This window comes from Curtobacterium sp. 'Ferrero' (assembly GCF_002412165.1).
In the GTDB taxonomy this organism is placed as follows: Bacteria; Actinomycetota; Actinomycetes; order Actinomycetales; family Microbacteriaceae; genus Curtobacterium.
On the sequence record NZ_NXIA01000007.1, the window covers coordinates 1 to 26,751 of the forward strand.

Genomic DNA, 26,751 nt, shown 5'->3' on the forward strand with positions numbered 1-26,751 from the left:
CCGACCAGATCGAACGCACCATGCGGCTGCTGGGCGTGGCCTCCCTCGACGAACTCGAACCCGCCCACGTCACCCAACTCCGACGACTCACCCCGATCCCCCGCTGACGGCGAGGGTCCGCCCGCCGTCAGCCGTCGGTGCGTGTCGCGGCGTGGTCGGGCTCCCCGTGTCCGGTCCCGGCGTCGACACGGTCACGGCGGCGCAGGACCAGTGTGCCGGTGCCCTGCACGATGAAGAACAGCGCACTCGCGGCGAGGACGGCGGCGACGACGAACCCGATCACCGAGCCCGTGCTGACCGCTCGGACGACGGCGAGCGCGAGGAAGATCGCGCCCATCACGATCACGACGACCGGGTTCTGCGCGACGAAGAACGTCCGCCCCTGGTTCGCCGCTGCCGTGGCGCGGGACCGTACCTGCGCGACCTCGTCCGGATCCCGGCCAGCACGGCGGTCGGCAGCGCGTCGGCGACCGCGGAGGACCGACCAGACGGCGAGGCCGAGCACGGCCCCGACGACGTACGCGAGAGCCGGCGGGACGTGCACGAACCCCGCGACGACGATCACGGCGAACCCGGTCACGACGCCGGCGACCATCGCGGTCGTCCAGGTGTCGGTGCGGCCGTCCGCTCCCGTGGCGTAGCCCGGCCGTCGCGCGTACGGGTCGTACGGCTCGGACGGTTCCGCCGCGTCCGTCTCCGGCGTGCGTCGTGTCTCGTCGTTCCCCACGAGACCCACGCTACGCGGCGGGACCGGGACGCGGTCCCGCCGGGCTACCCGCGGACGAGGTCGGCGCTCCGGACCACGGTCGCGAAGCTGCCGTCGAGTGCGGCGAGGAACGCCGTGTGCACGGACTCGCCCGGCACCGTGACGTCCCCCAGGGTGAGGTCGGGAGCGGCGCAGGCGTCGGCCACGACTGTGCACGTGAACCCGAGCTCAGACGCCGCGCGGACCGTCGAGTCGATGCACATGCTCGTCATCATCCCGAGGACGACGAGTTCGGTGACGCCGCGATCGCGGAGCACCTGCTCGAGACCGGTGCCCACGAAGCTGTTCGGCTCGTGCTTCTCGACCACCTGCTCACCGGCACGGGGTTCGACCGACGGGTGGAAGGCGATCCCGGGCGTGCCGGGGACGAAGAACCCGGCGTCAGGCTCGGTCGCAGTGTGGAACACGTGGACCACGTCCTCACCGCTCGTCCGGAAGTGGTCCAGGACCGTCGCGGCGGCGCGGACCGCCCGCTCGGGCTCGACGAGCGGGAACGCTCCGCCCGGGAAGTAGTCGAGCTGGACGTCGACGATCAGCAGTGCGCGGGTCATCCCCTGATCATGCCCGTCGAGCACCCGGACCGTGCCGGGCGCTCGACGGGCAGCAAACCGCGGCTCAGCCGACGGTGAACGGTGCGCGACGTCCCTCGCCCCACGCCCAGTGCAACAGCGCGACGCCGGACGGGTTCGTGACCGCGAGCGACAGGTGCTTCCCGGAGCCCTGGATCGTGCTGAGACTGTACGTGTCGTCCGTCCGGAGTCCCGGCCAGTAGACCGCGCCCAGGTGCCGTTGCCGGGCGATCGTCGTCACGGTCTGCAGGAAGGCCACCGGGTTGTCGGCGTCGGCGTCGCCCGTGGTGGCCGAGCCGCGGTAGTCGATGCCCGTCGTCATCGGCACGCCGAACTCGTCGAGGACGGTGCGGGCCGAGCACGCCCGGTCGCCGAGGCGTGCGGTGAAGTCCGCGGCCCACCCCGCGGCGTCGTGCGTGCCCCAGAAGCCGTAGTAGTGCTGCGAGACGTAGGTGCCCGCCAAGGCCGGAGCGGCGCAGACCGCGTCGACGTGGTCGTTGTAGCCGACTCCGCTGACGAAGACGCGGTCGCGGGGGATGCCCCGTGCCGTGTAGCGGTCGACCCAGTCGGTCGCGACCTGGATCCACTGGTCGGGGGTGTACCCGAACGGTTCGTTCATCGGCTCGAAGTACACCCCGCGGTCGTGTGCGTACGTGGTGGTCAGCGTGTCCCACATCGCCGTCCACGCCGCCGGGTCGTCCACGCGCCCGTCCTTGCTCGCGCCGTCGCCCTCCCAGTACCCGAGCACGACCCGGAAGCCCTCGTGCCGAGCGGCGTCGATCGCACCCTTGTAGGAGCGCCACCAGGTCGTGCCGACGGAGTACGGGTTGACGGGCATCCGGACGGTGTTCGCCCCGAGGTCCTCCCGGAACCCCACGATGACCCGCTCGGACGTCCGGTAGACCGTCCGGTAGTCGTCGGTCGTGGCGAGCCCGGACAGCACCACGGGGCCGTTCGCGTAGTTGTCGCGCGGGTCGGCCCAGTTCACACCGTGGAACTGGGTGGGGTCGAGCGCGGGTGCGTGTGCCGAGTGGACGGCGTGCGCGGCCGTCGCGGGTGCGGCGGTCGCCAGTGCCGGGCTGGCGAGCGCGAGCGCGGTGGCGCCGGCGAGCGCGGTGACGGTGGCGGCGAGGACTCGTCGTCGGTGGGTGGCGTGCATGGTCGTGCTCCCTGATCTGCTCCGTTGCAGCGGCACGGCGTCGTCGCCGTGCCGGGGTCGATCGTCGCCGGCGGGTCCCATCCGCATGGCAACGTCAACATCACGCAGCGTGGCACGTCGACGCCGGCCTGTCAACGGCCCCGCGAGCGCGTTCAGTCAGCCGACCGGGGCGGACGACGACGGGGCTTCGCCGAGCGCGGCGGCACCGTCCGCATGTGGTCCCGCACGCGCCCGAGCACCCTCCCGAGGTCAGCGACGTCCGCCGGTCCGATCGCGTCGAAGACGAGTTCGCGCAGGAGCGCCACGTGCCCCGGGAACACCTCGGCCAGCCGCGCGCGGCCGGCGCGGGTGAGTGCCACGGTGACGCCCCGGTCGTCGTCGACAGCCGGACGCCGGACGACGAGTCCGACCTTCTCGAGCAGGCCGACCTGGTAGGTCAAGCCGCTCCGACTGATCACCACCCCGTCGGCGAGCTCCGTCATCCGGCGGTCACCCCCCGGAGCGTCACCGAGCGTCGCCAGGAGCTGGAACTGGACGTAGCTGAGATCGCCGACGTCGCGCAGTTGCTGCTCGACCGCGTGTCGGACGAGGCTGCCGACCTCGATCAGGGCGAAGTAGGCGCCGAGTTCGGCGGCGTCGAGCGTCTGGCGCTGCTCGGGTTCGGTCACGGGGACATCGTACCAGTTGCTTCGAATTCGAAGCAGTGGTACCGTCCGATCATGTACTTCGAATTCGAAGCACATGATCGGACACCAACGAAGGGCAACACCATGCGAGCAGTGCGTTTCCACGAGGTCGGCGGACCCGAGGTCCTGCGGGTCGAGGAGACCGACCGACCGACGCCGTCGGCCGGAGAGGTCCTGGTTCGGGTCGCGGCATCCGCCTACAACGCTGCCGACAACGGCATGCGTGGCGGCTTCCTACCGATCCCCGTCGAGCTGCCCCACGTCCCCGGGTACGACGTCTCGGGCACGGTCGAGCAGCTCGGCGAGGGAGTCACGGACCTCCGGGTCGGTGACGCCGTGGTCGGGTTCCTCCCGATGGAACGTGACGGCGGCGCGGCGGAGTTCGTGGTCGCCCCGGCCCAGGCCCTCGTCCCGGCACCGACGACCATCCCGCTCGCCGACGCTGCCGCGCTCCCTTCCGTCGCGCTCACGGCGTGGCAGGCCCTGTTCGACGACGGCCGTCTGACGACCGGGCAGCGCCTCCTGGTGGTCGGCGCGGGCGGGGCCGTCGGCGGCCACGCGGTCCGCCTGGCGAAGCGCGCGGGGGTCGAGGTCGTCGCGACGGCGAGCCCCCGCAGCGCGGACATGGTCCGGTCCGCGGGCGCCGACGTCGTCGTGGACCACACCGAGCAGGACTTGCTCACCGCAGTGGACGGAACGGTCGACGTGCTCCTCAACCTGGCTCCGCTCGACCCGGATCGGTTCGCGGCGCTCGTCGCCCTCGTCCACGACGGCGGTGCGGTCGTGAGCACGACGGCGTTCATCCCGACCCCCGGCGACGAGGACCGCGGCGTCCGGGCCGCCACGGTCTTCGTCCGCCCGGACCGCGAGCGGCTGCGTGAGCTGGTCCGCCTGGTCGACGCCGGGGAGCTGCGCGTCGACGTCACCCGTCGCATCCCGCTCGGGGCACTCCCGGCCCTGCACGAGGAGGGCGCCGCCGGACGGATCGCCGGCAAGGTCGTCGTGCTCGCCGGCTGACGAGCGCCGGCACGGGCTCCGGGACCGTAGGGTGGGACGGTGGGCGACGACGAACGAGCACGGGCCGCTCTGGCAGCCGTCGGACGCGCCGGCAGCGCTCCGCTCGTCCCGTCCATGCCCACCGGACCGTCCCCACGTCGCGCCGCCGTGCTGATGCTCTTCGGTGTCCTCGACCGGCAGCCGAGCGATCACCGCGCGACGGACACCCGTGTGTCGGACGACCTCGACGTGCTGCTGCTCCGCCGCGCCGACACCCTGCGCGCCCACCCCGGTCAGGTCGCGTTCCCCGGAGGCCGGGTGGACGCTGGGGACGCCGGCCCCGCGGACGCCGCCCTGCGCGAGGCACGTGAGGAGACCGGCCTCGACCCGACCGGCGTGGACGTGCTCGGCGTCCTGCCGGCCGTGCCGCTGGAGTTCTCGAACCACCTCGTCGCTCCGGTGCTCGCATGGTGGCGTTCGCCCTCGCCCGTCCGCGTCGTGGACGAGCGCGAGTCGGCGTCGGTGTTCCGCGCGCCGGTCGCCGACCTGCTCGACCCGGCCCGGCGCGGCGTGACCGTGATCCGCCGGGACGGTCAGGAGTGGCGCGGCCCGGCGTTCACGGTCGGAGGAGCACACGGCACGGAGACCGTGTGGGGCTTCACGGCGATGCTCCTCGACGCCCTGTTCGAGCGGCTGGGGTGGACCGAGCCGTGGGACCGTTCGCGCGTCATCCCGCTGCGACCCGCACGCTGACCGGTCGTCCGGCGACCGGCAGCGCGAGGGGGTCGCCGCGCACGACGTCGATCGCGCGGGCGACGGCCCCGAGCACGACGACGTCGGCGCCGAGCCGGGAGGCCACGAGCTCGGGGACGGGGTCGAAGTCCCACGAGGCCAGGTGTCCGCGCGCCCGCACGAGCACCGGCTCGGCGACCGACGCCACCGCGCCGGCCACGACGACCCGGTCGATGTCGAGGAGGCTCGCCAGGAGCACGCAGACCCGCGCCAACCGGTCGCCGAGCCGGTCGACGACCTCGAGTGCGACGGGGTCGCCCACCGCTGCGGCTTCGAAGACCCGCTCGGAACCGCCCCGTCCGGCCAGGAGCGAACCGGGCGCGATCCGGTCGGCGGCCTCGGCCACCAGGACCCGGGCCGTGGCCCCGATGCCGTCCGAGGAGTGCACTCCGTCGACGAGGTCGAGCACACGCATCTCCCCGGCACCGCCCCGCGCGCCACGCAGGAGCACGCCGTCGACGACGATCCCGGCGCCGAAGCGCTCACCGGAGAGCAGCGCGGCGAACGAGGCGTCGCCGGAACTCGGTCGTTCGGCGAGGGCGGCGAGGTTCGCGTCGTTCTCGACCACGACCCGACCGAGCCCGCCGAGCGCGTCGAACCCGGGGTTCATCCGGTCCCAGTACCGCCCGTCGACCGGCGAGGCACCGTGTGCGTCGACGGGGGCCGGGATGCCGACGACGACGGTGAGCACCTCGGTCGGCTCCGCTCCCGCAGCGGCGAGCGCGGCGGCGACCGTGTCGGACAGCGCGCGGAGTCGGACGGCGACGTCGAGGCCGTCCTCGCCGAGCGATGCGACCGACCGCCCGAGGACCGTCCCCCGGAGGTCGGCGACCGCCACCGAGACGCGGTGCTGCCCGGCGTCGACCCCGACGACCACGCCGGCGCGGTCGTCGAGGGCGTAGCGGCGCGCGGGTCGGCCCTTGCGGTACTCCCCCGCGGCACGGGCGTCGTCGAGGGCGGTGAGCCAGCCGAGGGCGACGAGTTCGTCGCACGCGGCGAGCACCGTGGAACGGGTGAGACCGGTCGCGGCCATCGCCTCGGTCGCCGTGAACGCACCGCTGTCGAACGCGTACGCGAGGAGGACCTCGGAACTCGTTCCCCGCGACGCTGGCATGGCCGAACCCTACCGCGTGATGAGTTGCTTGCGCGATTAGATTTTCTCGCTAGATTTAGTCGTGCGCGCCGACACGGGAGCCGGCACGCGGCGCGGAACGGCAGGGAGGCCGGGTCCGTGCGGACGGAGACGACGTGCAACACCACGCCACGAAGGGGACGGGCGCCGCGATCAGTCGGCGGGCGCTCCTGCTCGGAGCGGGCGGCATCGGCGCCGGGCTCGCCCTCGCCGGGTGCGCCCCGCTCGGGTCATCGGGTGCCCGCCCGGAGACGATCACGTTCTACGTGTCGAAGCCGGAGGTCATCGGCTACTTCGACCAGGTGATCGCCCGGTTCCACGAGAGCCAGTCGCGGGTCCGGGTCGTCCGCGACTCGACCTCGAGCATGTCCGCCAACTTCGTGCGGAACCGGCCGCCGGACCTCGGGTGCTGGAACTACAACTTCTCGGTCGCGCCCTTCGTCGAGCACGGGGCGCTCACGGACCTGTCCGACCTGCCGCAGGCCGACACGATCAACCCCGACCTGTGGCCGCTGCTCGAGCAGACCGCCGACTACCCGGGCCGCAAGAGCGCCCTGCCGTACTCGGTCACCGCGGCGAGCGTGATCTACGACAAGCGACGCTTCGCGCAGCAGGGACTCGACGTCCCGACGACGTGGAGCGAGTTCACGGACGTCTGCGAGCGCCTCGAGCGCGCCGGCATCACCCCGATCTACGGCACGTTCAAGGACAACTGGACGATCGCGCAGGGGATGTTCGACTACTCGATCGGCGGGATGCTCGACGTGCCGCGCACGTTCGACGCGCTCGAGCGCGAGGGCACCACGGTCGGCGCGGACTCGCGGGTGTCGTTCCAGAAGGACTTCCGGGCGCCGATGGAACGCATGACCCAGCTGCTGCAGTGGCACCAGAAGGGTGCCGCGAGCCGGGGGTACGGCGACGGCAACACCGCGTTCGCCAAGGGCGAGGCCGCGATGTACCTGCAGGGCCCGTGGGCGCTCGGCGAGATCGCGAAGACGAACCCCGACATGGACCTCGGCACCTTCCCGCTGCCCGTCACGGACGACGCCGGGGACAACAAGGTGCGCGTCAACGTCGACCTGGCCCTCTGGATCCCGGAGGCGTCGCGCAAGCAGGAGGCGGCACGCGAGTTCCTGTCGTACCTGATGACCGCGAAGGTCAACGACAAGTACAACGCGGACAACAACGGGTTCGGAGTCCGGAAGGACGCCCCGCCCGCCTCGAACCCCGCACTCCAGGGCATGCAGTCGTACTACGACGACGCCGCCTTCTACCTCGGCGCCTCGCAGCTGATCCCCGCCGAGATCCCCGTCGCGAACTACGCGCAGTCCATCGCGTTCGGCGGCAGCGCCGGACAGCAGCTCCGCACCCTCGACGCCGACTGGGCGCGCCTGGCGCTCCGGTCCGCCGCCTAAGGAGACGACCGTGGCCACCACCACCGAGACCATCACGACGGCGGACCGCCGCCGACGAGGCGGCGCCGCACCGCGCCTCCAGACCCGAGGAGCCGGACGGTCGGTCGCACGACGCGGCCACCGCGTCGACCCGCTGTTCCTGCTCTTCCTCGTCCCCACCCTGGTGCTCTTCACCCTCGCCATCACGCTCCCCGCGGTGATGGGCATCGTGCTGAGCTTCACGAACTCCGTCGGCTTCGGCGAGTTCCGCTTCATCGGCCTGACGAACTACGTCGCGGTCTTCTCGGACCCGGCCATCCTGCAGGCCTACCTGTTCACGATCGGGTTCTCGCTCGTCACCGTCGTCGTCGTGAACGCGGTCGCGTTCCTGCTGGCGATCGCCCTGACGTCGAAGATCCGGGCGAAGGTCGCGCTGCGCGCGGTCTTCGTCCTGCCGATGGTGATCTCCGGCATCGTGATCGCCTACGTGTTCTCGTTCCTGTTCGCGAACAGCCTGCCGGCGTTCGCGACCGCACTCGGCTTCGCGCCGCTGGAGCAGAGCATCCTGGCGAACCCCGACCTGGCCTGGGTCGCGATCGTGCTCGTGACCGCGTGGCAGGCGATCCCGTCGACGCTCCTCATCTACATCGCCGGCGTGCTCTCCATCCCGGGCGAGGTCTACGAGGCGGCCGCCCTCGACGGCGCGAGCTCGTGGCGGCAGCTGGTGTCGATCACGGCGCCGCTCACGGCGGGCTACATCCTCATCAACCTCGTCATCGGGTTCAAGAACTTCCTGAACTCGTACGACGTCATCGTCGGCCTCACCGACGGCGGCCCGGGCACGTCGACCACCAGCGTGGCGATGTCGATCTTCAAGGGCTTCAACGGCGGCGACTACGCCTACCAGATGGCGAACGCGACGATCTTCTTCGTGATCGCCGTGGCGATCGCCGTGATCCAGCTGCGGGTCACCCGCGGGAAGGCAGCGATCTGATGACCCTGCAGGCACCCCTCCGTCCGGGCACCACCGCGACCGGCTCGATCCGGTCCGTGGACGCCGACCGCAACGCCGGACGCCGCGGCGAACGGTTCAACTGGCCGGTCACGATCGTCCTCGTGCTCTGCGCGCTGTCCGTGCTCGTGCCGCTCTACGTGACGGTCACGATGGCCTTCAAGACGAGCGCCCAGGCCGTCGACGGCAACGCGTTCTCGCTGCCGGCGCCGTTCAGCGTCGACGGGTTCGTGCAGGCCTGGGAGCTCACCGACTTCCCGCGGGCGTTCGGCGTCTCCGTGCTCGTCGCGGCGATCACCGTGGTCGGCACGATCCTGCTCGCCTCGTTCACGGCCTACGCCATCGCCCGGAACTGGGAGCGCCGGCTGTTCCGCTGGTCGTTCTTCTACCTGCTGGCCGCGATGTTCCTGCCGTTCCCGGTGCTCGCCCTGTCGCAGGTCAAGCTCACCGGTCTGGCGCACCTGGACAACCCGTTCGGCGTCGCGATCCTGCACGTCATGTTCCAGCTGTCGTTCAGCGTGCTGCTCTTCACCGCGTTCCTCCGGTCCATCCCGGCCGAGCTCGAGGAGAGCGCCCGCATCGACGGGGCGAGCACGGGTCAGGTGTTCTGGCGGCTGGTCTTCCCGCTGCTCGCGCCGATGAGCGCCACCGTCGGCATCTTCGCGTTCCTCGCGTCGTGGAACGACTTCGTGATGCCGTCGCTCATCACCTCCGACCCGGCCCTGCAGACCCTGCCGGTGCTGCAGTCGATGTTCCAGACGCAGTTCAGCAACAACTACAACGTGTCGTTCGCCTCGTACCTCATGGCGATGGCACCGGCCATCATCGTGTACGTCGTCACCCAGCGATGGGTGATGGCCGGCGTGACCCAGGGCGCGATCAAGTGACGACCACAACCGAAGGAAGAACCGACATGACCGACGTGCTCGACCCAGCCGTCCAGCCCGCAGCGACCGCCACCGACGAGACCTGGTGGCGCCAGGCGAGCGTCTACCAGATCTACCCGCGCTCCTTCGCGGACGCGAACGGCGACGGCATCGGCGACCTGCCGGGCGTCACCTCGCGGGTGCCCTACCTGGCCTCCCTCGGCATCGAGGCGGTCTGGCTCAGCCCGTTCTACCCGTCCGCGCTCGCCGACGGCGGCTACGACGTCGACGACTACCGCGACGTCGACCCGCGCCTCGGCACCCTCGACGACTTCGACGCCATGGTGTCGGCGCTGCACGCCGCCGGCATCCGGGTCATCGTCGACGTCGTGCCGAACCACACGAGCGACCGGCACGAGTGGTTCCGCGAGGCCCTCGCGTCGCCGAAGGGCAGCGCGGCGCGCGACCGGTACGTGTTCCGCGACGGCACCGGGCCGTCCGGCGAACAGCCCCCGGCCGACTGGGTGTCGATCTTCGGCGGCCCGGCCTGGACCGCGGTCGGTGACGGCCAGTGGTACCTGCACAACTTCGCCAAGGAGCAGCCGGACCTGAACTGGGCGAACCGCGAGGTCCGCGACGACTTCCTGCACACCCTCCGCTTCTGGTCGGACCGCGGTGTCGACGGCTTCCGCATCGACGTCGCGCACGGGCTGGCGAAGGACCTGCCCGCGGGCGAGCTCCCGACGTGGGCCGAGGTGCTCGCGAGCCCGAAGGACGGCCAGCACATCCTCTGGGACCGTGACGACGTGCACGAGATCTACGCCGAGTGGCGGCAGGTCTTCGAGGAGTACACCCCCGCCCGCACCGCCGTCGCCGAGGCCTGGGTCGCCGCCGACCGTCGTGCCCGGTACGCGAGCGCCGAGGGACTCGGGCAGGCGTTCAACTTCGACCTGCTCGAGGCCGACTTCGACGCCGGGTCGTTCAAGGAGATCATCGAGTTCAACCTCGGGCTCGCCGAGCAGTCCGGTTCGTCGACCACGTGGGTGTTCTCGAACCACGACGTCGTCCGGCACGCCACCCGCTACGCCCTCCCGGCACGGAACGGCGCCGAGGAGAAGCAGGGCTCCGCGTGGCTGCTCGCCGGCGGGTCGCAGGACGCCCTCGACCGTGCGCTCGGTCTCCGTCGCGCCCGTGCGGCGACGCTCCTCGAGCTCGCGCTCCCCGGCTCCGCGTACCTGTACCAGGGCGAGGAGCTCGGCCTGCACGAGGTGGGCGACATCGCGGACGCGGAGCGCCAGGACCCGGCGTTCTTCCGGAACCCGGGCGTCGACGTCGGCCGCGACGGCTGCCGCGTCCCGATCCCGTGGACGACGTCGGGTCCGTCGTTCGGGTTCGGCGACGGTGGGTCCCACCTGCCCCAGCCGGCATGGTTCGCCGAGGTGTCGGTCGAGGCCGAGGACGCCGACCCCGACTCGACGCTGCACCTGTACCGGAAAGCGCTCGGCCTGCGCGGGCAGCTGAAGACCGAGGAGCACCTCGAGTGGCTCGAGACCGGCCGCGACGACGTGCTCGCGTTCCGTCGCCCGAACGGGTGGACGAGCGTGACGGTGTTCGGCGACGAGCCGTACGACCTCCCCTCCGGCGAGCTCCTGCTCGCCTCCGCGCCGGTGGCAGACGGCGCACTGTCGGGTGTGGGGACGGCCTGGTTGCGTTCCTGACGCAGCCAGGACACGGACGGGAGGCACGGTGCGGGCAGGCGCCGTGCCTCCCGTCCGTCACGCGGCCGGCGCGCCGCCGGTCTCGGCTGGTGAGCCGAATCGCTCGTGGTGAGCCGAATCGCTCGTAGGAGACCGGATCTTCCGGCCGCCTACGAGCGATCCGGCTTTCCAGGTCGGATGCGATGGGACAGTTCGCCGGTCTGATCACTCCCGTCCCGCCGCTCCCCGCCGTCAGGCGCGCCCGGTAGGGTCGCGACCATGAGCGGTGCAGCCATCGAGGTGCGGGACTTCGTCATGCGGTTCGGCGACCGGACGGTGGTCGACCACCTCTCGTTCGACATCGCTCCCGGTGAGACGTTCGGCCTGCTCGGCAGCAACGGCTCCGGCAAGACCACCACGATCCGCGCTCTCCTCGGCATCACCACGCCAACCTCGGGCACGCTCACGATCGACGGCCGCCCCTACCGGCCGGCGACCGGTGGCATCGGCTACCTGCCCGAGGAACGCGGCCTGTACCGCAAGGAGTCGGTCATCGACGTGATGTCGTACTTCGGTCGGCTGCGGGGGCTGCACCGTGCGGAGGCGACCGCGTGGAGCATGGAGTACCTCGCGCGCGTGGGGCTGGCCGACCGCGCGAAGCTCCGGATCGACAAGCTCTCCGGCGGGCAGCAGCAGAAGGTCCAGCTCGGCATCACGATCATGGACCGGCCGCGCCTGCTCATCCTCGACGAGCCGACGAAGGGCCTCGACCCGGTGAACCGGCGGCTGCTGCTCGACCTGGTCGACGAGCGGAAGGCGGACGGCGCGACGGTGATCCTCGTGACGCACCACATGGACGAGGTCGAGCGGCTGTGCGACCGGATCCTGCTGCTCCGGGACGGCACGGCCGCGGCGTACGGCACCATCCCCGACGTGCAGGACGCCTTCGGCGGCGCGGTCGCCCGGGTGGGCGTGAGCGGCACCGTGCCCCCGTCGCCGCTGTACCGGCTGGCACGGCACGAGGGACACGTCGCCTACCTCGTCCCGACCTCGCAGGCCGCTGCGGACGGGTCCGACATCCTCGCCTCCCTCGTCGCCGCCGACGTGCACGTGACCGCGTTCGAGATGCGCCGGATCCCGCTCGACGAGATCTTCGTGCAGGTGTACGGCCACGACGCCGGTGCCGACGAGGCCGCCGATGCTCGGTCGGGAGCAGCGGCGTGAGCCGGCTCGGCACGGTCGTCCGCTTCGAGTTCGTCCGCGCGGTCAAGAAGCCCGCGTTCTGGATCGGCACGCTCGCCCTGCCGATCGTGATCGTCCTGGTCACCCTGCTCGTCGGCGCCGGTCAGGCGGCCGGCGCGGACTCCGTGGTGTCGAGCACGGCCGCCGCCAAGACCCCGTTCCACTACGTCGACCACTCCGGGCTCGTGTCGGAATCGGTCGCGAAGCGCTGGGGCGGTTCACCGTCGACCGACCCCGAGGCCGACCAGGCCGCGGTCCGGAAGGGGCTGCTCGACGCGTTCATCGAGTTCCCGGCCTCCCCCACGACGAAGCCGATCCGGGTCGAGGCCGCAGACAAGGGCCTGTTCGGCAACGGCGGGTACTCGTCGCTGGCGTCGCGGGTGATCGAGCAGAGCGTCGCGGCCGCCGTCGACGACCCGCAGGCCGTGCGGCTGCTCCGGAGTCCCCCGGACACCGTGCTCACCACCTACCAGGACGGTGCCATCGCCCCGGGGTGGCTGTCGGTCGTGCCCCCGTTGCTGTTCGCGGCGGCGTTCTTCGGACTCGTGATCCTGCTGGCCGCCCGCATGGTGACGGTGGTGGTCGAGGAGAAGGAGAACCGCATCTCCGAGATGATCCTCACGACCGTCACGGCAGGCGACCTCATCCGCGGGAAGGTCATCGCGATGCTGCTGGTCGGCCTGGTGCAGGTCGGGGTGTTCGTGCTGCCCGGTCTCGCGGCGCTGGCCGCCACGCTACCCCTCGTGGCCTCACGCCTCGGCGGGCTGACGCTCGACCCGTGGCGGATCGTCGTCGGGGCGCTGCTGCTCGTCGGCGGGGTGCTGCTGGCGTCGGGCCTGTTCGTCGCCGTCGGCGCTGCCGTCCCGTCGATCAAGGACGCCTCCGCCCTGCAGTCCGCGGCGATCTTCGCGCTGATCATCCCCGTCTACGCGGTGTTCTTCGTCGTGACGAACCCGTCCTCACCGGTCACCGCGTTCTTCACGTACTTCCCGACCTTCACCCCGATCACGGCGCTCGTGCGCAACGCGTTCGGGACGTTGAGCGTCACCGAGTCGGTGGTCTCGATCGTGCTCGTGTTCGTCGTCGCGGCGGCGCTGCTGTGGTTCGCCGAGTACCTGTTCCGGCACTCGGTGGCGCAGTACGGGTCGAAGGTGACGCTCAGGCAGATCGTGTCGTGGCGTCGGGGGCGGTCGACGACGAGCTGATCACGGGCACCGGCGGACGCAGGTCGACGATGACGGCCGGATGACGGTCGGCGCCGCCGGCCGGGTGGTGGTCGGCCGACCCGTCGATCCCGGCGGCGGCGAGGTCGCTGTCCAGGTCCCACGACGGCGTCTGGTGGACCTGCCAGCCCTGCCGCAACGTGCGCACGGCACGGTCGTACTCGACGAGCACGTCGACGTGCGGGCGGACCAGCATCTGGATCTGCAGGCCCTGGTAGAGCGCGACCAGTTGTGTGGCCGCCTGCTCGGCGGGCACCACGGACTGCTCGGCGTCGGCCTGGACGTCCCGTTCCAGCCCCGCGGCGATCTGCGCCACGTAGTCCTCGTACCGCTTCCGGAACAGCTCGGCGAAGCCGGTGTCGGCGCCCGCGATGTTGATCACGCCGGCGAGCACCCGGACCAGCCCGGGATCGGCGACGTCCTCGGCGAGGGTCATCCGGACGTACTCGATCGTGCAGCGCGGCACGCGGGACCGCCGGGTCCCGCGGAGCTGCACCCACCGGTCGTAGGTCACGAGGAGCAGGGCGTCCCAGCTCGGGAACAGCCGGTCGAGGGTCTCGTGCGGGACGCCCGCGGTCTCCGCGACGACGCCGGCGTCGACGTGGTCGAAGGAGTGCAGACGGTAGGCGCGGATGGCACCCCGCACGATCCGCTCCGCGAGCGACTGGTCATCGTCGATCATCGCTGCGTGAAGTTCTGTCATCCCACCATCCCAGCGGAAGCCGCCGACGGTGTCTGCCACCCGACCAGGGGGGTTCCGCGTAATCCGGACAACCGCCGTGCTCGCGGATCAGCCGCCGCTCACCCGACCGTGACGGGCGCCGCGGACGGGCGGGTGCGCTGGCGCATCCAGACGAAGAAGCCGGTCAGGGTGAACGCCCCGTAGAACACGTACATCAGCCCCGAGGCGTAGTACCCGGCCGAGAACAGCAGCGGCACACCGACGAGGTCGACCGCGACCCAGACGAGCCAGAACTCCACCCAGCCCTTGGCCATGCCGTAGGTGGCGAGCAGCGAGCCGACGAAGATCCAGGCGTCGCTCCAGACCGGCTCGTACGAGCCGAGGGCGCGGAAGATCGGGGTCAGGACCGCGGTGCCGCCCACCATCGCGAGCACCAGCAGTCCGCGGGTCCGCCAGGAGGCCCAGTGCGGGTCGATCACGGTGGTCGCCTGGTCGGGGCGGTGCGTCCAGCGGTACCACCCGTAGATGCTCACGACGATGAACATGACCTGACGGCCGGCCTGCCCGAGCAGGTTGACGGGGTTCGGGGTGTCGAAGAGCGCGCCCATGAAGACGGTGAAGAGGAGGGCGTTGCCGACGATGCCGACCGGCCAGGCCCAGACCTTCCGCCGCATGCCGCCGAGCGCGCTGAGCAGCCCGAAGACGTTGCCGATCACCTCGCGCCAGAGCACCGTCTGGTCGCCGATGACGATCTGCGCGTCGAACAGCCAGCGCACGATGCCCATGGGCCCTCCTCGTTCCGGTCGGTGCAACGGTACGGGCGCGGACCGCATTCCGGTGTTGATGCTGCGCGGCGTGAGAGCCGCAGTCAGGCGAGGTCGAGGCAGTGCGCCATGATCGCCTGCTGCACCGGCAGGAGTGCGGACTTGAAGTCATGACCGACGAACGCGGGGTGCGCAACGGCATCGGCACTCACCTCGCGTCCGCGGACGAACGGCGGGCAGGGTGCGAACCGGACACCCTCCGGAGCGGTCTCGAGCAGAGCTGCGGTCATCTGGAAGGGCGCGAGAGCCGCCCCGTTCCGACCCGGTCCGTCGGTCAGGACGACGTCGGCCGAGCGGATCGCCGTGGGCAGGTCGTCGGTCCACTCCGCTCCCGGTGAGGCGAGTCCGGCAGGACAGCACTGCACGAGGTCGAGGTCGAGGAGGCGGGCGGCTTCCTGCCAGGCGCGGGCGATGTTGCCATCGGCGCCGACGAAGAGGAAGCGGAGCGACCCGACGTGTCCCTCCGCGCTCAGTGCGAAGAGGTCGGAGAGCACCTCGCAGGGGTGGTTCTCGTCGGTCATGGCATTGACGACCGGCAGGACCCCCGGGGCGGCCAGTCCATTGCACACTGCGATGTCCGGGTGCCGCACGACGAGCACGTCGGCCCACGAAGCGAGGTAGGCGGCCACGTCGGCATGCGCCTCGGGCTTGTCGAGCGTCGTCTCGGGGAACAGGATCGGTTGCAGACCCATCTGGTGAGCGCCGCGCTCGAAGGTGACGCGGGTACGGAGGCTGGTCGCCGGGAAGAACAGCACCGCCGCTCCGTCCTTGGTCGGACCCCTCCCGGCCACGAAGGCTCCGGCGAGCTCGAACACCGCGCCGACATCGTCCACGCTCCAGTCGTCGAGACGGATGAGCGAGCGCACGTGACCACCGTAGTGACGCGGACTACGCTCGGGAGCCGTGACGGACGGCGTGGCACGGGCGAGGTCGCTGCTCGACGACGCCGCTCGGGCGCTCGACGCCGCCGACGCCCGCGACGAGGCCCTCGGCGAGTACGTGGAGCCGAAGGCACTGCTCGGCATCAAGCGCGACCCGACGATCCGGTCCCTGGGCCGCGTGTGGCGCGTCGGGGCCCTGCTGCTCGGCTCCTCCCCCGAGACGGCCGGCCGGGTCTGGGCGACCGGACGCATCACCCGGGTCACCGAGCCCGGGCGGTCGCAGTTCGTCTCGGTGTCGGCCGAGGTGCGCCGGGCCTACCGGGCGGCGGCGCAGAAGGGGCACTTCGAGCCGGGCGACACCGTGAACCACAGCGCGACGCCGATCCCGCTCGACGACACGCTGGTCGACTCCGACGGCGTTCTGTTCGTCGCGGGTGACGTCCCGATGGTCCGCTGGACCCCCACGGCCGGGGCCGCCGTACCGCTGGACGGCTACCTGGCCGACCGGGTCGCCCTGCTGGTCGACCCGCCGAAGGGCGCGACCGACTGAGCGGGCGCCCGCGGAGCAAGCCCGCAGCCGCCACCGCGCAGCCGGCCACCCCGCGGCCGCCACCGCGCAGCCGCTACCGCTCCGGTCGCTACAGCGAGAAGCCCCCGTCGGACGTGAGCACCTGCCCGACCACCCACCCCCCGGCCGTCGTCGACAACCACCCGATGAGCTCCGCCGGGTCCTGTGGCCGACCGACCCGCCCGAACGGTGTGCTCGCCAGGTAGGCGTCGAGTCCCTCCAGCGACCGGTCGGTCGTCTCCGGGTCCATGTAGCCGGTGTTCACCGGCCCGGGGTTGATCGTGTTGAGGACGACCCCGAGCTCGAGCAGCTCCTTCGCGACCGTCGCGGTGACCCCGGCGAGCGCGGCCTTGCTCGCGGCGTACGCGACCTCGCCGAGCATGGCGCCGTGGATCTGCCCCGAGGTCATCCAGAACACGTGCCCGGTGGGTTCGTCGTACGGCCCGGCGCCGACGATCCGGTCGCCCGGGCGCCGGGGCTCGTCCGACCGTGGTGCCCGACGTCGAGCGAACTCTGCGGTGAGCAGGAGCGTGGCGCGGGTGTTGACCTCCCAGAAGGCGCCGAGCCGCTCCGGGGTCATGTCGAGGATGCTGCCGTCGTCGCCGCTCTTGGCGTGGTTGCAGACGAGGACGTCGAGGCCGCCGGTGAGCGCCGCCGCGGTGTCGATCAGCGCGGGGATCGTCGCGGGGTCGGACAGGTCGCCGGGCACGTCGTCGAACCGTGCGCCGTCGGTGAGGTGTGCGCGGATGCCGTCGCGAACGGCGTCGAGGTCGTCACCGCCCCACGGCAGGTCGAGGTCGTGCGGGCGGTGGTGGTGGACGACGACGCTGGCGCCGAGGTCGGCGAGCTTCGTGGCGACGGCGAAGCCGATGCCGCGGCGGCGGGAGACCCCGGTGACGAGGGCGGTCTTGCCGGAGAGGGGCAGTGAGGACGAGGGCATGGCGAACCTTTCGACGGCGCCGAGCGGCGCACGGATGGGAGTCGAAGAACGGTTCAGCGGCACTGCATGTGCGCCACCCTACACAGGTCGGACGGGAGGCGCGTGGCGGCCCCGCCCCGCGCCTCCCGTCCGACCGCAGCGGGTGCACGCACCCCGGAAGCCGCCGTGCAGTCGGGGGACGACCCGGGCCCGTCGGCGCGCGGTCGCGTAGCGTCCGCGGCATGACCGACCAGCGCCGCCGCCTGATCCTGCCGGGCCAGTACGGGCCGGACTTCGACGACGGCGGGCCGCTCCTGGTGGTCGAGGCGCGGGAGTTCTGGACCGAGCGGCCGGTGCACCGGGCGAAGGCACACCTGTGGCTGAGTGCACTGCGCCACCGCGTGCAGGAGCTGCGTGACGCGGGCGAGGGCGACCGGGTCGAGCACGTGCAGGTCGAGACGCTGAAGGAGGCGCTCGTCGGGCGGGACGACCTCGAGGTGATCGACCCGCCGTCGCGGGTGCTCCGCGCGCAGGTCCGGCACTGGGGCAAGGGCACCGTGGTGCTGCCGAGCCGCGGCTTCGTCACCGAGGAGGACGAGTTCGCCGAGTGGGCGGCGCAGGGCACGGGGCGGTTCCGCATGGAGGCGTTCTACGAGCGCGTCCGCAAGCGCGAGGGCTGGCTGATGCGGTCGGACAAGCCCGTGGGCGGGAAGTTCAGCCTCGACGACCAGAACCGGGAGCCCCCGCCCAAGGGTGCGACGACGCTCGGCCTGCCGGAACCGTGGTGGCCGGAGGAGGACGCGATCGACGACGAGGTCCGCCGCGACCTCGACCGCTGGGAACGCGACGGGATCGCCCGGTTCGTCGGCAACGACGACCGCCGCCGGTTCGCCGTCACCCACGGCGAGGCCCAGCGCGCGCTGCAGGACTTCGTCTCGAGCAGGCTGAACGACTTCGGCCCGTTCGAGGACGCGACGCTCACGAACGACTGGACGATGGCGCACTCGCTGCTCAGCGTGCCGATGAACCTCGGCGTGCTCGACCCGCGCGACGCGATCGAGGCCGCACTCGCCGCGCACCGGGACGACGACGCGCCGCTCGCCAGCGTCGAGGGCTTCGTGCGGCAGATCGCCGGGTGGCGCGACTACGTCTGGCACCTCTACTGGTGGTTCGGCGACGACTACGGCTCCGCCGACAACGCCCTGCACGCCACCGAACGGCTGCCCCGGTGGTGGAAGGAGCTCGACGCGTCCGAGATCGACGCCGCGTGCCTGTCCGCGGCGATCGGCGGCCTGCACGAGCACGGCTGGCTGCACCACATCCAGCGGCTCATGGTGCTCGGCAACTGGGCGCTGCAGCGGGGGTACGACCCGGTGCACCTGACCGAGTGGTTCACGGACGTGTTCGTCGACGGCACCGACTGGGTGATGCCGGCGAACATCATCGGCATGTCGCAGCACGCCGACGGGGGCAAGGTCGCCACGAAGCCGTACGCCTCGGGCGGGCGGTACATCGACCGGATGTCGGACCACTGCGGCGGGTGTCGCTTCGACCCGACGAAGCGCCTCGGCGAGGACGCCTGCCCGTTCACGGCCGGGTACTGGGCGTTCCTGGCGCGCACCGAGCCCCAGCTGCGACACAACAACCGCATGGCGCGGCCCTTGCAGCAGATGCGGAAGCTGTCGGACCTCGACGACGTGGTCGCCCAGGAGGCGCGGCGCGGCACGCCCTGACGGCGTGCGTCCGCGACGTGGGCCGTCGCGGCGGGGCCGACCCGTGCCTCCCGTCCGGTGCGATGCCGGGCTGCGCGGCGCGGTCGCGCCGGGTGGGCCCCGTCTCGTCTCCTGACGGCGCTGTCGCGCCGTGACGCGCTCCCGATAGTGTCGAGGGCGTGAGCAACGAGGCATTCGACGAACGGTACGAGCTGCGCGCCTTCGCGCCCGCACTCGACGAGCAGGGGGCACCGACCGCCGAGACGTCCGCGTGGATGAGCGCGGTCGGCCTGGGGTTCCACGAGGCCGACGCGAAGCCGGAGCACGCGGCGCGCGCGGTGGCCGAGTACGCCGCCGACGGGCAGACGTGGCTCGGCGCGTACCGACGCGACCCGGTCCTGGGGTCCGTCGACGAGAAATGGCCGGCGGGCACGTTCGCCTGGTTCCGCAAGGCGCTGAGCTGGGGCGACGGCAGCACGGTGGACACGCAGGCCATCTCCGCCGTGACGGTGCGCCCGACCGAGCGCCGGCGCGGGATCCTCCGGGCGATGATGACGCACGCGCTCCGCCAGGGTGTCGCCGAGGGGTACGCGGTGGCGTCCCTCACCGCCTCCGAAGGCACGATCTACCGGCGCTTCGGCTTCGGCAGCGCGATCCGCGAGCGGGCCGTCAGCGTCCGCCGCGAGCGCGCGCTGCCGCTGCTCGCGCCGACCTCCGGCACCGTGACCGTCGTCACGCCGCAGTGGCTCGAGGCCGGCCCTGCCCGGTCGGTGTTCGACCGGTTCGACGCCCGCACGCCGGGGTCGATGGTGCGCAACACCGGCACGTGGCCGGTCGTGCTCGGACTCCGCGGACACGACGGTGAGCCCGCACCCGAGGTCCGCGCCGCGGTGCACCTGCCCGAGGGAGCGACCTCCGCCGACGACGCCGACGGGTACGTGACCTGGCGGGTCAAGGAGGGGCAGGGGCGCGACGAGGAGACCGTGCTCCAGGTCGTCGACCTCGTCTACGCCTCCGACCAGGCGTACCTGGCGCTGTGGGAGTTCCTGCTCTCGATCGACCTCAACGACGTCGTGCGGTACGCCCGCTCGCGGCTGGACGACCCCATCGTCGCGGCGCTCGGCGACAACCGGGCGTACGACATCGACCACGAGGAGGACCACGTCTGGCTGCGGGTCCTCGACGTCCCCGCGGTGCTCGGGTCGCGGCCGTACGCGGTCGACGGATCCCTCACGCTGGCCGTCACCGACGCGATGGGCTTCGCTGCGGGCACCTACCGGCTCGACGTGGTCGACGGGCGTGGCACGGTCACGCGCACGGCCGAGTCCCCCGTGTCCGACGCCGACGTCCGGCTCGACGTGGCCGACCTCGGCGCGCTCCTCATCGGTTCGGTGTCGCCGGTGACGCTCGCCGCCGCCGGGCTCGTGCGGGCCGACGACCCCGCGGTGGTGGTCCGGCTGCGCGCGATGTTGCTGCCGATCCGGACGCCGCACGGGATCACGTACTTCTGATGGCCGCGGCGGGGTCGTCGGTGTCTTCGGGGTCGTCGGGGTCATCCGGACCGTCGGGGTCATCCGGACCGTCGGGGTCATCCGGACCGTCGGGGTCATCCGGATCGTCGGGGTCATCCGGGGCGGTCACGGGGGTCGCTCGCGCCGTCGCTCGGGCGCGGCAGGCGGTCGCCGTGCTCGCGAGCCCGACCCTGCGGGCCGCGCTGCTCGCAGGCGGCGAGCTCGACGAGCGCACCCGCGCGGCCGTCGACGCGTTCGACTGGGTGGACGAACACGGCCCGGACCAGAAGCTGCTCGGCGCGACCGCCCGCGACCTGCAGGTCCTGCAGGCACCGGCCGCCGTGCTCGAGTTCGACCGGATCGCCCGCATGCCCGCCTCGGACGCCGAGCGGGTCCCGCTGTCGCTGCGGATCGTCGAGGTCGTCGGCGATCGGCTCGGCCGTGCCCGACCCGTGACCGAGCCCGTCCTCAACGCGGCCATCGCGATGTTCGCGGAGGACGTCGCCGTCGTGCGGCGTGACGCGGTCGACCACGGGATGCTCGAGCGCACCGAGGACGGCGCTTCCTACCGGTTCGCGCGGTAGCTGCGGTCGATGCGTTCCTGCCGGGTCCGTTCGCTGTGGTCCTGCCGTGTCCCAGTCCGTTCCAGGCAGTCGACGGTGACGGCGATGGGCCACGCCTCGTCGTCGACCAGGACGTACCGGAGTCCGAGCGGCAGGTCGTGACCGTCGTCGGCGGAGACCACCACGCCCTCCAGGCCGACGAGGTGTCCCGAGCCCCGGCTGTAGCGGACGCGGTCGCCGATGACCGGCATGCGGACGGTGTCGGGGTCGGGCTCGGGATCGAAGTCGAGTGCCGGACCGGGCCCGACCGGGAAGGGCGCAGTCGTCGGGGCCGCCGCCAGCAGGAGGCTCATCGCTCGCCCTCGGGGTGCGCATGTGGTGTCGCGTGCTCGTCCATCGGTTCGCCTCCGGGTCGGCTCCTCACGGCTGCGGGTCGAGCCGTGCCGGGACCGTACGTCGCACCCGCTCCTCGACGCGACACATCCTCGAACACTTGCGGGAACCTGCACCGATGCCCCGCGCCCGGCTCCCCGGCTCCCGGCTCCCGCCCGAGCGCGGTAGCCTGCGCCGCATGGACGACGTCGACGCGTGGCTGCTCGACTCCGATCCGGCGATCCGCTGGCAGGTCGAGCGCGACCTCGTCGGCGCGCCCGCCGAGGTCTGGCAGGCCACCCGCGGACGTGTCGCCACCGAGGGCCTCGGTGCCGCCCTGCTCGCCCACCAGGACCCGGACGGGCAGTGGGCCGGCGGCGCGTACTTCCCCGGCGACTTCGCGTTCGACGGCCCCGAGGCGTCCGAGCCCGGCCAGCCGTACACCGCGACCACCTGGTCGTTGAACAGCCTGCGCGAGTGGGGCGTCGACGCCGCTGCCCTGGGCGACACCGCGGCACGGCTGGCCGCCAACAGTCGGTGGGAGTACGACGACCTGCCCTACTGGGCCGGCGAGGTCGACTGCTGCATCAACGCCTTCACCCTGGCGAACGGAGCCTGGCTCGGCGCGGACGTCGACGGCATCGCGCAGTGGCTGCTCGACCACCAGCTCGACGACGGCGGGTGGAACTGCGACTGGGTCGACGGCGCGACTGTCTCGTCGTTCCACTCGACCCTCAACGTCATCGACGGCCTCCTGCACCACGAGGTCCTCACCGGCGAACGTCACCCACTGGCGTCGCTGCTCCGCGCCGCACGCCACCGTGGTGCCGAGTACCTGCTCGACCGCCGGCTGCTGTTCCGGAAGTCCGACGGGTCGTCGGTCGGCCCCTGGGCAACGGCGTTCGCGTACCCGTTCCGGTGGCGGTACAGCTCGCTCCGAGCACTCGACCACCTGCGGGCGGCCGCGCTCCTCGACGGGACCACCCCGGACGGGCGTGCGGCCGAGGCGATCGAGGTCGTGCGGGCGGCACGAGGTGCTGACGGGCGGTGGGTGCAGGGCGAGCGGCCACCGGGACGGCAGTGGTTCGAGCTGGACGTGCCCGCCGGTGAGCCCTCGCGGTGGCTGACCCTCGTCGGCACCCGGGTACTGCGGTGGTGGGACGGGGACGGCGCTCGCTGACCGCTTCCTAGCGGCATGGCTGCGACCCGGCTGTACGTGGCGGTCTGAGGGGGCTCCGTCCGTGCCCTAGCCGATCGGCCACCGGAACGGCCGAGGCTGTCGGTCGGAACGTGGGAAGCTACCGGTCAGATGGAAGAGATCCGCGTCCCTGGAACGCTCATCATCGGCTGTGGCGGCATCGGCGCCGCAGCCGCGTACCACCTTGCAGCCCGCGGCGAGACGGTCGTCGGGCTGGATCCCCGCGCCGCCGGACACCGAGCAGGCTCCTCGCACGGCCGCTCCCGACTCGTCCGTCAGGCGTACGCGGAGGGATCCGAGTACGTCGCCCTCACGACCGCCGCCTGGCGGATGTGGCACGAGCTGGAGGCGGTCGCCGACGAACGGATCCTCACCGCCAGCGGCGTCCTCGCCGTCGCCCCGCCGGACGACCCGGCCGGTCTGGTGACCAGCACACTCGCAGCGGCTCGAGAACACGCGCTGCCGGTCGAGCACCTGGACGCGTCGGAGATCGTGCGACGGTTCCCGGCCTTCCGGCTGGGTGCCGGCTGGCAGGGTGCGTTCGAACCGGCGGCTGGCTTCGTCGACCCCGAGGCGACCGTCCGGACGCACCTCCGGCTCGCCCAGGAGGCCGGTGCCGCGTTCCGCTCCGAGACCGTGCGACGGATCGACTTCGGTGTCGGAACCGTCGTCCACACCGACGCTGGCTCCTACCGTCCGGACAAGGTCATCGTCGCGGCCGGACCGTGGGCACCCGCGCTGCTGCGTGCGGCCGGCGTCGATGTCGTGGCGCGACGGAAGGTCGTCGCACACTTCCGACCGGAGCGCCCGTCGACCGTCGGGGTCGGGGCGCTCCCCGGCTTCGCCATCCACGACGGCGAGGGGCTGTACTACGGTTTCCCGGACTTCGACGGCCAGGGTGTGAAGATCGGCCGGCACGACGGTGGGGAGAGCGCCACGCCCGAGCTGGTCGACCGACGGGTGCGCGACGCCGAGGTCGGAATGCTCCGCCGCGTGCTGGACCGGTTCCTCCCGGACGCAGCAGGGGAAGAACTCGACCGCTACACCTGCCTGTACACGATGAGCGCGGACGAGGACTTCATCGTCGGACCGCTCCCGCAGCACCCGGACGTCATCGTCGCGACCGGCTGCTGCGGGCACGCCTTCAAGTTCGTGCCGGTCCTCGGTGCGATCCTCGCCGACCTGGCCCAGGACGGCGACACGCAGTACGACATCGGCTTCCTGTCGCCAGCCCGTCCCGCTGCCATCCGCCCGACCGTCTGAGAGCAGCGTGCTGCTGACTCGCTGCGGGGAGTGACGAGGTGGACGCCTCCGCTGCAGCGGCGTCCGGTCGTCGCTCCGCTACCGTGTGGCGGCTTCGGCCGCACCGAGCTTCGCGCCGAGACCGGCCGCGAGCACGTGCCCGTCCGCGAGGGGCAGCCACCAGCACGTCCAGTCGATCGCTCCCCCTCCGGATGATCGGGATGGTTCACCAGCCCGCCAGCGTGCAGCGAGGTCGACTTCGGTGACTGCCATAAGGAAGAAGTGGCGCAGTGCGATCTCATCACGGGTGGGACGCAGGTCGTACGGCGCCGTGCCGAGCGACCGCACCACCCGGCCCCGTCGACCGGTCTCCTCGAACAGTTCCCGCTCCGCAGCTTCCACGGGTGTCTCGCCGTCCTCGATGGTGCCGGCAGGCACTTGCACGCCGGTCTTGACGAGCGGAACCGAGTCGTGTGTGAACACCAGGATGTGCCCATCGTGGATGACGTAGCAGACGACCTTCTCGACCTCGGATGACATGACGTCACGGTACGACCAGCGCGGGCTCGCAGCGTCGTCCGACCCGTGTTCGTCAGGAGCGGACTCGGACGATCCATCCCGTGATGGTGCCGCTGTGGGGACGACGGTCGGACAGCGAGGACACGCTGTGCTGCTGTCCGCCACGGGCCTCCGGGACCGAGAAGCCGCGCCGCTCCGAGCTCACGAACTGCACGGAGACCTGGTCGATACGAGTCACGACGCCGCGCAGGGAGCGTCTGCTCGACAGCTCGGCCGCGCTGCGTTCGTGCGCGTACGTGTCGCGCTGCAGAGGGACCGCCCTGGGGACCGCGAGGATCAGGTCGATCCACGGCTGGTCCGATTCGTACAGGGTCCAGGCGACGTCCTCGCCGACCGCGACATCGAACCCGTCTTCGTCGACCTGCCACTCGGTCAGCCACACATCCGTCTCCCCGTCGGACAGCGCGGGAACATGATCCTCGGGAGGGACCGCTGGCGTTGGTACCCGCGTCCTCGATCCGACGCGGATCGGCCCCGGCGCTGCGTCGAACGACGGCCCGAAGAGCCGCTCGAACAGGAGTCGGGGCAGCACGACACGATCCCATGGACGATGCTCGGAGCGCTCGTTCGGGGACACCTCGTCAGCGTAGATCCCAGAACAGCTCCGTGCAGGGGGATCCGCAGTCATCCAGTCGCGTCGCTTCGAGGATGCACCGAGGTCGGAACCGAGCCCGTTCGACGAGGCGGTACCGGGACCGTCCGGTAGCCGATCGCCCGTCCAGCGCTTCCGGCTCCACGTTCACTCAGTCTCCCGCTGCGCCGATGGTGGAGAGCACCCGATCTCCCTAGTCTTGCGGCGTGGGGACGTGGAGTGCCGAGCCGATCGGCAACGACACGGCGGCGGACTTCGTCGCCGAGCTCGGTGGACAGAAGCGGTGGACACTCGTCCGGGCTGCCCTCCGCGTGGCATGGGGCGCGAACGCACTCGACAGCGATGTCGCCGCCGCCGCGATCGCAGCGGCGGAGGTCGTCGCGCACGGACTGGGACGACCGACACAGTCCGACGCGTACACCGACGAGATCGAGCGCTTCGTCGGTCGTGCCCGCAGACCGAGCCGCCGACTCGCGGACCGAGCAGCCCGGACCGTGGAGTTCGCCGCACGACCGGACGGCGAACTCGCGGAACTGTGGGCCAAAGCCGACGCCGACGCGAGCGCGTGGTACGACGCCATCGCCCGGCTTGTCATCACCCTGGAGCAGCGATGAACGACGACACCGACGACACCGTCACCCTGTGGCGCCCGACCGGCCCGGAGGAACTGCAGCTCGTCGAGGAGAGCGGCTGGACGGCCTGGCCGCCGCGGCTGCCGGATCAACCGATCTTCTACCCCGTCCTGAACGAGGACTACGCCGAGCGCATCGCGCGCGACTGGAACGTGAAGGCATCGGGCGTCGGACACGTGACCAGATTCGAAGTCCGCCGACGCTTCCTCGACGACTTCGACGTGCAGCAGGCGGGCGGTCGCACCATCCTCGAGTACTGGATCCCGGCGGAGCAGCTCGATGCCCTCAACGCCGAGATCGTCGGGCGCATCACGCTCGTCAGCACGTTCCGCCGCGATGACGGAGACGGCGAGATCAGGAAGCTCACCGCGGCGGACGAGCAGGCGCCGGGTACCGCCGACTCCGCCGACGGCCGACCGACTACCGAGCCGGAAGCACCCGCGCCATCTCGAGCGTCTGCCCGGCGGTGAACGTCAGCGGCCGCGTCCGGCCGGTCAGGGCGAAGCCGTTCCGGTCGTAGAACTTCCGCGCGGGTACCGCGTGCTCGTACACGTACAGGCGGAGACGAGCACCCCGCCCGAAGGCCCATCCGACGATGCCGTCCAGCAGCGCGTCGGCCACGCCGTGCTGACGACCGCGGTGGTCGGGGGTGACGTACACCCCGGTCAGGACGGGTTCCGGCCCGTCCTCGTCCCCGAGCTGCGCACTCATCATCCCCACCCAACGACCAGTGACGGTGTCCCAGGCGACCAAGCTCGTCGCGTCATCCGCCTCACCACGACGAGCACGCAGCCGCCAGTCGTCCTCCGTCATCGCCAAGGTCGTCTCGAGCGTCGCACCGTACGAGATCGGGTTGTCCGTCGCGTTCTCGATGCGCAGTCGTCGGACACGGGGCCAGTCCGCTTCGGTCGTGGTCCGGATCGCGATCGGGTATTCGTGCAC

The 26,751-nt window shown here is 71.8% G+C and carries 29 protein-coding genes; 16 read left to right on the top strand and 13 right to left on the bottom strand.

Going from position 1 to position 26,751, the window contains the following annotated elements:
- Positions 1-127: 127 nt before the first annotated feature.
- The 4 genes from Csp2054_RS08000 to Csp2054_RS08015 all read right to left on the bottom strand — a co-directional run bounded on the left by Csp2054_RS08000 (position 128) and on the right by Csp2054_RS08015 (position 3,162).
- Entirely contained in the window at positions 128-727 is a 600-nt protein-coding gene (locus Csp2054_RS08000; protein ID WP_141399178.1) for a hypothetical protein, read from the bottom strand.
- Between the two features lie 44 nt (positions 728-771).
- Positions 772-1,317, bottom strand: a complete 546-nt coding sequence (locus tag Csp2054_RS08005; RefSeq protein ID WP_096898783.1) for a cysteine hydrolase family protein — start codon at positions 1,315-1,317, stop codon at positions 772-774.
- 64 nt (positions 1,318-1,381) lie between these two features.
- On the bottom strand, positions 1,382-2,494 hold the full coding sequence (locus Csp2054_RS08010; protein WP_096898784.1) for a glycoside hydrolase family 5 protein: 1,113 nt from the start codon (positions 2,492-2,494) through the stop codon (positions 1,382-1,384).
- Positions 2,495-2,646: 152 nt separating this feature from the next.
- On the bottom strand, positions 2,647-3,162 hold the full coding sequence (locus Csp2054_RS08015; protein ID WP_255252661.1) for a MarR family winged helix-turn-helix transcriptional regulator: 516 nt from the start codon (positions 3,160-3,162) through the stop codon (positions 2,647-2,649).
- 102 nt (positions 3,163-3,264) lie between these two features.
- On the opposite strand from Csp2054_RS08015, the gene Csp2054_RS08020 reads away from it, so the two are divergent.
- Together Csp2054_RS08020 and Csp2054_RS08025 are read left to right on the top strand one after the other, a co-directional pair.
- Positions 3,265-4,197 (top strand): NADP-dependent oxidoreductase, encoded by a 933-nt coding sequence (locus tag Csp2054_RS08020; protein ID WP_096898786.1) that lies wholly within the window; start codon positions 3,265-3,267, stop codon positions 4,195-4,197.
- Between the two features lie 114 nt (positions 4,198-4,311).
- The gene (locus Csp2054_RS08025; protein WP_096898905.1) at positions 4,312-4,929 is read left to right on the top strand and encodes an NUDIX hydrolase; all 618 of its coding nucleotides are present in this window, start codon (positions 4,312-4,314) and stop codon (positions 4,927-4,929) included.
- Here the strand turns inward: Csp2054_RS08025 and Csp2054_RS08030 are convergent.
- Positions 4,904-6,082, bottom strand: coding sequence for an ROK family protein (locus Csp2054_RS08030; RefSeq protein ID WP_096898787.1), 1,179 nt, complete (start codon positions 6,080-6,082; stop codon positions 4,904-4,906). The two genes, Csp2054_RS08025 and Csp2054_RS08030, sit on opposite strands and share 26 nt — an antisense overlap.
- Before the next feature lie 134 nt (positions 6,083-6,216).
- Between Csp2054_RS08030 and Csp2054_RS08035 the strand changes: the two genes are divergently transcribed.
- The 6 genes from Csp2054_RS08035 to Csp2054_RS08060 all read left to right on the top strand — a co-directional run bounded on the left by Csp2054_RS08035 (position 6,217) and on the right by Csp2054_RS08060 (position 13,516).
- Positions 6,217-7,515, top strand: coding sequence for an ABC transporter substrate-binding protein (locus Csp2054_RS08035; protein ID WP_096898788.1), 1,299 nt, complete (start codon positions 6,217-6,219; stop codon positions 7,513-7,515).
- Positions 7,516-7,525: 10 nt separating this feature from the next.
- Entirely contained in the window at positions 7,526-8,488 is a 963-nt protein-coding gene (locus Csp2054_RS08040) for a carbohydrate ABC transporter permease (RefSeq protein WP_096898789.1), read from the top strand.
- Positions 8,488-9,393 carry a carbohydrate ABC transporter permease gene (locus tag Csp2054_RS08045; RefSeq protein ID WP_176491618.1) on the top strand — a complete coding sequence of 302 codons (906 nt, stop codon included), beginning with the start codon at positions 8,488-8,490 and terminating at the stop codon, positions 9,391-9,393. Before Csp2054_RS08040 ends, Csp2054_RS08045 begins: the two co-directional genes overlap by 1 nt.
- A gap of 26 nt (positions 9,394-9,419) precedes the next feature.
- Complete coding sequence (locus Csp2054_RS08050) at positions 9,420-11,090, top strand: glycoside hydrolase family 13 protein (RefSeq protein WP_096898790.1); 1,671 nt, start codon at positions 9,420-9,422, stop codon at positions 11,088-11,090.
- Between the two features lie 258 nt (positions 11,091-11,348).
- Entirely contained in the window at positions 11,349-12,293 is a 945-nt protein-coding gene (locus Csp2054_RS08055; protein ID WP_096898791.1) for an ABC transporter ATP-binding protein, read from the top strand.
- Entirely contained in the window at positions 12,290-13,516 is a 1,227-nt protein-coding gene (locus Csp2054_RS08060) for an ABC transporter permease (RefSeq protein WP_096898792.1), read from the top strand. Before Csp2054_RS08055 ends, Csp2054_RS08060 begins: the two co-directional genes overlap by 4 nt.
- On the opposite strand, the gene Csp2054_RS08065 is transcribed toward Csp2054_RS08060, so the two are convergent.
- The 3 genes from Csp2054_RS08065 to Csp2054_RS08075 all read right to left on the bottom strand — a co-directional run bounded on the left by Csp2054_RS08065 (position 13,470) and on the right by Csp2054_RS08075 (position 15,906).
- Positions 13,470-14,237 carry a TetR/AcrR family transcriptional regulator gene (locus Csp2054_RS08065; protein ID WP_141399179.1) on the bottom strand — a complete coding sequence of 256 codons (768 nt, stop codon included), beginning with the start codon at positions 14,235-14,237 and terminating at the stop codon, positions 13,470-13,472. The two genes, Csp2054_RS08060 and Csp2054_RS08065, sit on opposite strands and share 47 nt — an antisense overlap.
- Positions 14,238-14,335: 98 nt before the next feature.
- Positions 14,336-15,001: a nicotinamide riboside transporter PnuC gene (gene pnuC, locus Csp2054_RS08070; RefSeq protein ID WP_096898794.1), complete on the bottom strand. Its 666-nt coding sequence runs from the start codon at positions 14,999-15,001 to the stop codon at positions 14,336-14,338.
- Between the two features lie 83 nt (positions 15,002-15,084).
- Complete coding sequence (locus Csp2054_RS08075; protein WP_255252662.1) at positions 15,085-15,906, bottom strand: ornithine carbamoyltransferase; 822 nt, start codon at positions 15,904-15,906, stop codon at positions 15,085-15,087.
- Between the two features lie 37 nt (positions 15,907-15,943).
- Here Csp2054_RS08075 and Csp2054_RS08080 point away from each other — a divergent pair, with 37 nt between their 5' ends.
- Positions 15,944-16,471: a hypothetical protein gene (locus Csp2054_RS08080; RefSeq protein ID WP_255252663.1), complete on the top strand. Its 528-nt coding sequence runs from the start codon at positions 15,944-15,946 to the stop codon at positions 16,469-16,471.
- A gap of 88 nt (positions 16,472-16,559) precedes the next feature.
- Here the strand turns inward: Csp2054_RS08080 and Csp2054_RS08085 are convergent, their stop codons facing one another.
- Positions 16,560-17,429 (bottom strand): SDR family oxidoreductase, encoded by an 870-nt coding sequence (locus Csp2054_RS08085; protein WP_096898797.1) that lies wholly within the window; start codon positions 17,427-17,429, stop codon positions 16,560-16,562.
- 221 nt (positions 17,430-17,650) lie between these two features.
- On the opposite strand from Csp2054_RS08085, the gene Csp2054_RS08090 reads away from it, so the two are divergent.
- The 3 genes from Csp2054_RS08090 to Csp2054_RS08100 all read left to right on the top strand — a co-directional run bounded on the left by Csp2054_RS08090 (position 17,651) and on the right by Csp2054_RS08100 (position 21,215).
- Complete coding sequence (locus Csp2054_RS08090; protein WP_096898798.1) at positions 17,651-19,141, top strand: cryptochrome/photolyase family protein; 1,491 nt, start codon at positions 17,651-17,653, stop codon at positions 19,139-19,141.
- Between the two features lie 158 nt (positions 19,142-19,299).
- A complete protein-coding gene (locus tag Csp2054_RS08095; RefSeq protein WP_096898799.1) occupies positions 19,300-20,631 on the top strand; it encodes a GNAT family N-acetyltransferase in 1,332 nt (443 codons plus the stop codon).
- A 173-nt stretch (positions 20,632-20,804) separates the two neighbouring features.
- Positions 20,805-21,215, top strand: coding sequence for a DUF2087 domain-containing protein (locus tag Csp2054_RS08100; RefSeq protein ID WP_096898800.1), 411 nt, complete (start codon positions 20,805-20,807; stop codon positions 21,213-21,215).
- Here the strand turns inward: Csp2054_RS08100 and Csp2054_RS08105 are convergent.
- Positions 21,197-21,547: a hypothetical protein gene (locus Csp2054_RS08105; RefSeq protein WP_096898801.1), complete on the bottom strand. Its 351-nt coding sequence runs from the start codon at positions 21,545-21,547 to the stop codon at positions 21,197-21,199. The genes Csp2054_RS08100 and Csp2054_RS08105 overlap by 19 nt on opposite strands.
- A gap of 218 nt (positions 21,548-21,765) precedes the next feature.
- Between Csp2054_RS08105 and Csp2054_RS08110 the strand changes: the two genes are divergently transcribed.
- Positions 21,766-22,746 (top strand): prenyltransferase/squalene oxidase repeat-containing protein, encoded by a 981-nt coding sequence (locus Csp2054_RS08110; protein WP_096898802.1) that lies wholly within the window; start codon positions 21,766-21,768, stop codon positions 22,744-22,746.
- Between the two features lie 129 nt (positions 22,747-22,875).
- A complete protein-coding gene (gene solA / locus Csp2054_RS08115; RefSeq protein ID WP_096898803.1) occupies positions 22,876-24,027 on the top strand; it encodes an N-methyl-L-tryptophan oxidase in 1,152 nt (383 codons plus the stop codon).
- A gap of 78 nt (positions 24,028-24,105) precedes the next feature.
- Here the strand turns inward: solA and Csp2054_RS08120 are convergent, their stop codons facing one another.
- Positions 24,106-24,546, bottom strand: coding sequence for an NUDIX domain-containing protein (locus Csp2054_RS08120; protein WP_096898804.1), 441 nt, complete (start codon positions 24,544-24,546; stop codon positions 24,106-24,108).
- Between the two features lie 52 nt (positions 24,547-24,598).
- Positions 24,599-24,967, bottom strand: coding sequence for a DUF6578 domain-containing protein (locus Csp2054_RS08125; protein ID WP_096898805.1), 369 nt, complete (start codon positions 24,965-24,967; stop codon positions 24,599-24,601).
- 416 nt (positions 24,968-25,383) lie between these two features.
- Here Csp2054_RS08125 and Csp2054_RS08130 point away from each other — a divergent pair, with 416 nt between their 5' ends.
- Both Csp2054_RS08130 and Csp2054_RS08135 read left to right on the top strand, forming a co-directional pair.
- Positions 25,384-25,791, top strand: coding sequence for a DUF4259 domain-containing protein (locus Csp2054_RS08130; protein ID WP_096898806.1), 408 nt, complete (start codon positions 25,384-25,386; stop codon positions 25,789-25,791).
- A complete protein-coding gene (locus Csp2054_RS08135; RefSeq protein ID WP_255252664.1) occupies positions 25,788-26,279 on the top strand; it encodes an ADP-ribosylation/crystallin J1 in 492 nt (163 codons plus the stop codon). The genes Csp2054_RS08130 and Csp2054_RS08135 overlap by 4 nt, the downstream gene beginning before the upstream one ends.
- On the opposite strand, the gene Csp2054_RS08140 is transcribed toward Csp2054_RS08135, so the two are convergent.
- Positions 26,230-26,751, bottom strand: coding sequence for a GNAT family N-acetyltransferase (locus tag Csp2054_RS08140; RefSeq protein WP_096898807.1), 522 nt, complete (start codon positions 26,749-26,751; stop codon positions 26,230-26,232). The two genes, Csp2054_RS08135 and Csp2054_RS08140, sit on opposite strands and share 50 nt — an antisense overlap.

Bases quoted from the DNA above. Each gene is read 5' to 3' on its own strand.
- Csp2054_RS08010 (WP_096898784.1), bottom strand. From the start codon at position 2,494: ATGCACGCCACCCACCGACGACGAGTCCTCGCCGCCACCGTCACCGCG.
- Csp2054_RS08050 (WP_096898790.1), top strand. From the start codon at position 9,420: ATGACCGACGTGCTCGACCCAGCCGTCCAGCCCGCAGCGACCGCCACC.
- Csp2054_RS08120 (WP_096898804.1), bottom strand. From the start codon at position 24,546: ATGTCATCCGAGGTCGAGAAGGTCGTCTGCTACGTCATCCACGATGGG.
- Csp2054_RS08005 (WP_096898783.1), bottom strand. From the start codon at position 1,317: ATGACCCGCGCACTGCTGATCGTCGACGTCCAGCTCGACTACTTCCCG.
- Csp2054_RS08045 (WP_176491618.1), top strand. From the start codon at position 8,488: ATGACCCTGCAGGCACCCCTCCGTCCGGGCACCACCGCGACCGGCTCG.
- Csp2054_RS08085 (WP_096898797.1), bottom strand. From the start codon at position 17,429: ATGCCCTCGTCCTCACTGCCCCTCTCCGGCAAGACCGCCCTCGTCACC.
- Csp2054_RS08105 (WP_096898801.1), bottom strand. From the start codon at position 21,547: ATGAGCCTCCTGCTGGCGGCGGCCCCGACGACTGCGCCCTTCCCGGTC.
- Csp2054_RS08030 (WP_096898787.1), bottom strand. From the start codon at position 6,082: ATGCCAGCGTCGCGGGGAACGAGTTCCGAGGTCCTCCTCGCGTACGCG.
- Csp2054_RS08090 (WP_096898798.1), top strand. From the start codon at position 17,651: ATGACCGACCAGCGCCGCCGCCTGATCCTGCCGGGCCAGTACGGGCCG.
- solA (WP_096898803.1), top strand. From the start codon at position 22,876: ATGGAAGAGATCCGCGTCCCTGGAACGCTCATCATCGGCTGTGGCGGC.
- Csp2054_RS08025 (WP_096898905.1), top strand. From the start codon at position 4,312: ATGCCCACCGGACCGTCCCCACGTCGCGCCGCCGTGCTGATGCTCTTC.
- pnuC (WP_096898794.1), bottom strand. From the start codon at position 15,001: ATGGGCATCGTGCGCTGGCTGTTCGACGCGCAGATCGTCATCGGCGAC.
- Csp2054_RS08020 (WP_096898786.1), top strand. From the start codon at position 3,265: ATGCGAGCAGTGCGTTTCCACGAGGTCGGCGGACCCGAGGTCCTGCGG.
- Csp2054_RS08135 (WP_255252664.1), top strand. From the start codon at position 25,788: ATGAACGACGACACCGACGACACCGTCACCCTGTGGCGCCCGACCGGC.
- Csp2054_RS08110 (WP_096898802.1), top strand. From the start codon at position 21,766: ATGGACGACGTCGACGCGTGGCTGCTCGACTCCGATCCGGCGATCCGC.
- Csp2054_RS08065 (WP_141399179.1), bottom strand. From the start codon at position 14,237: ATGACAGAACTTCACGCAGCGATGATCGACGATGACCAGTCGCTCGCG.
- Csp2054_RS08055 (WP_096898791.1), top strand. From the start codon at position 11,349: ATGAGCGGTGCAGCCATCGAGGTGCGGGACTTCGTCATGCGGTTCGGC.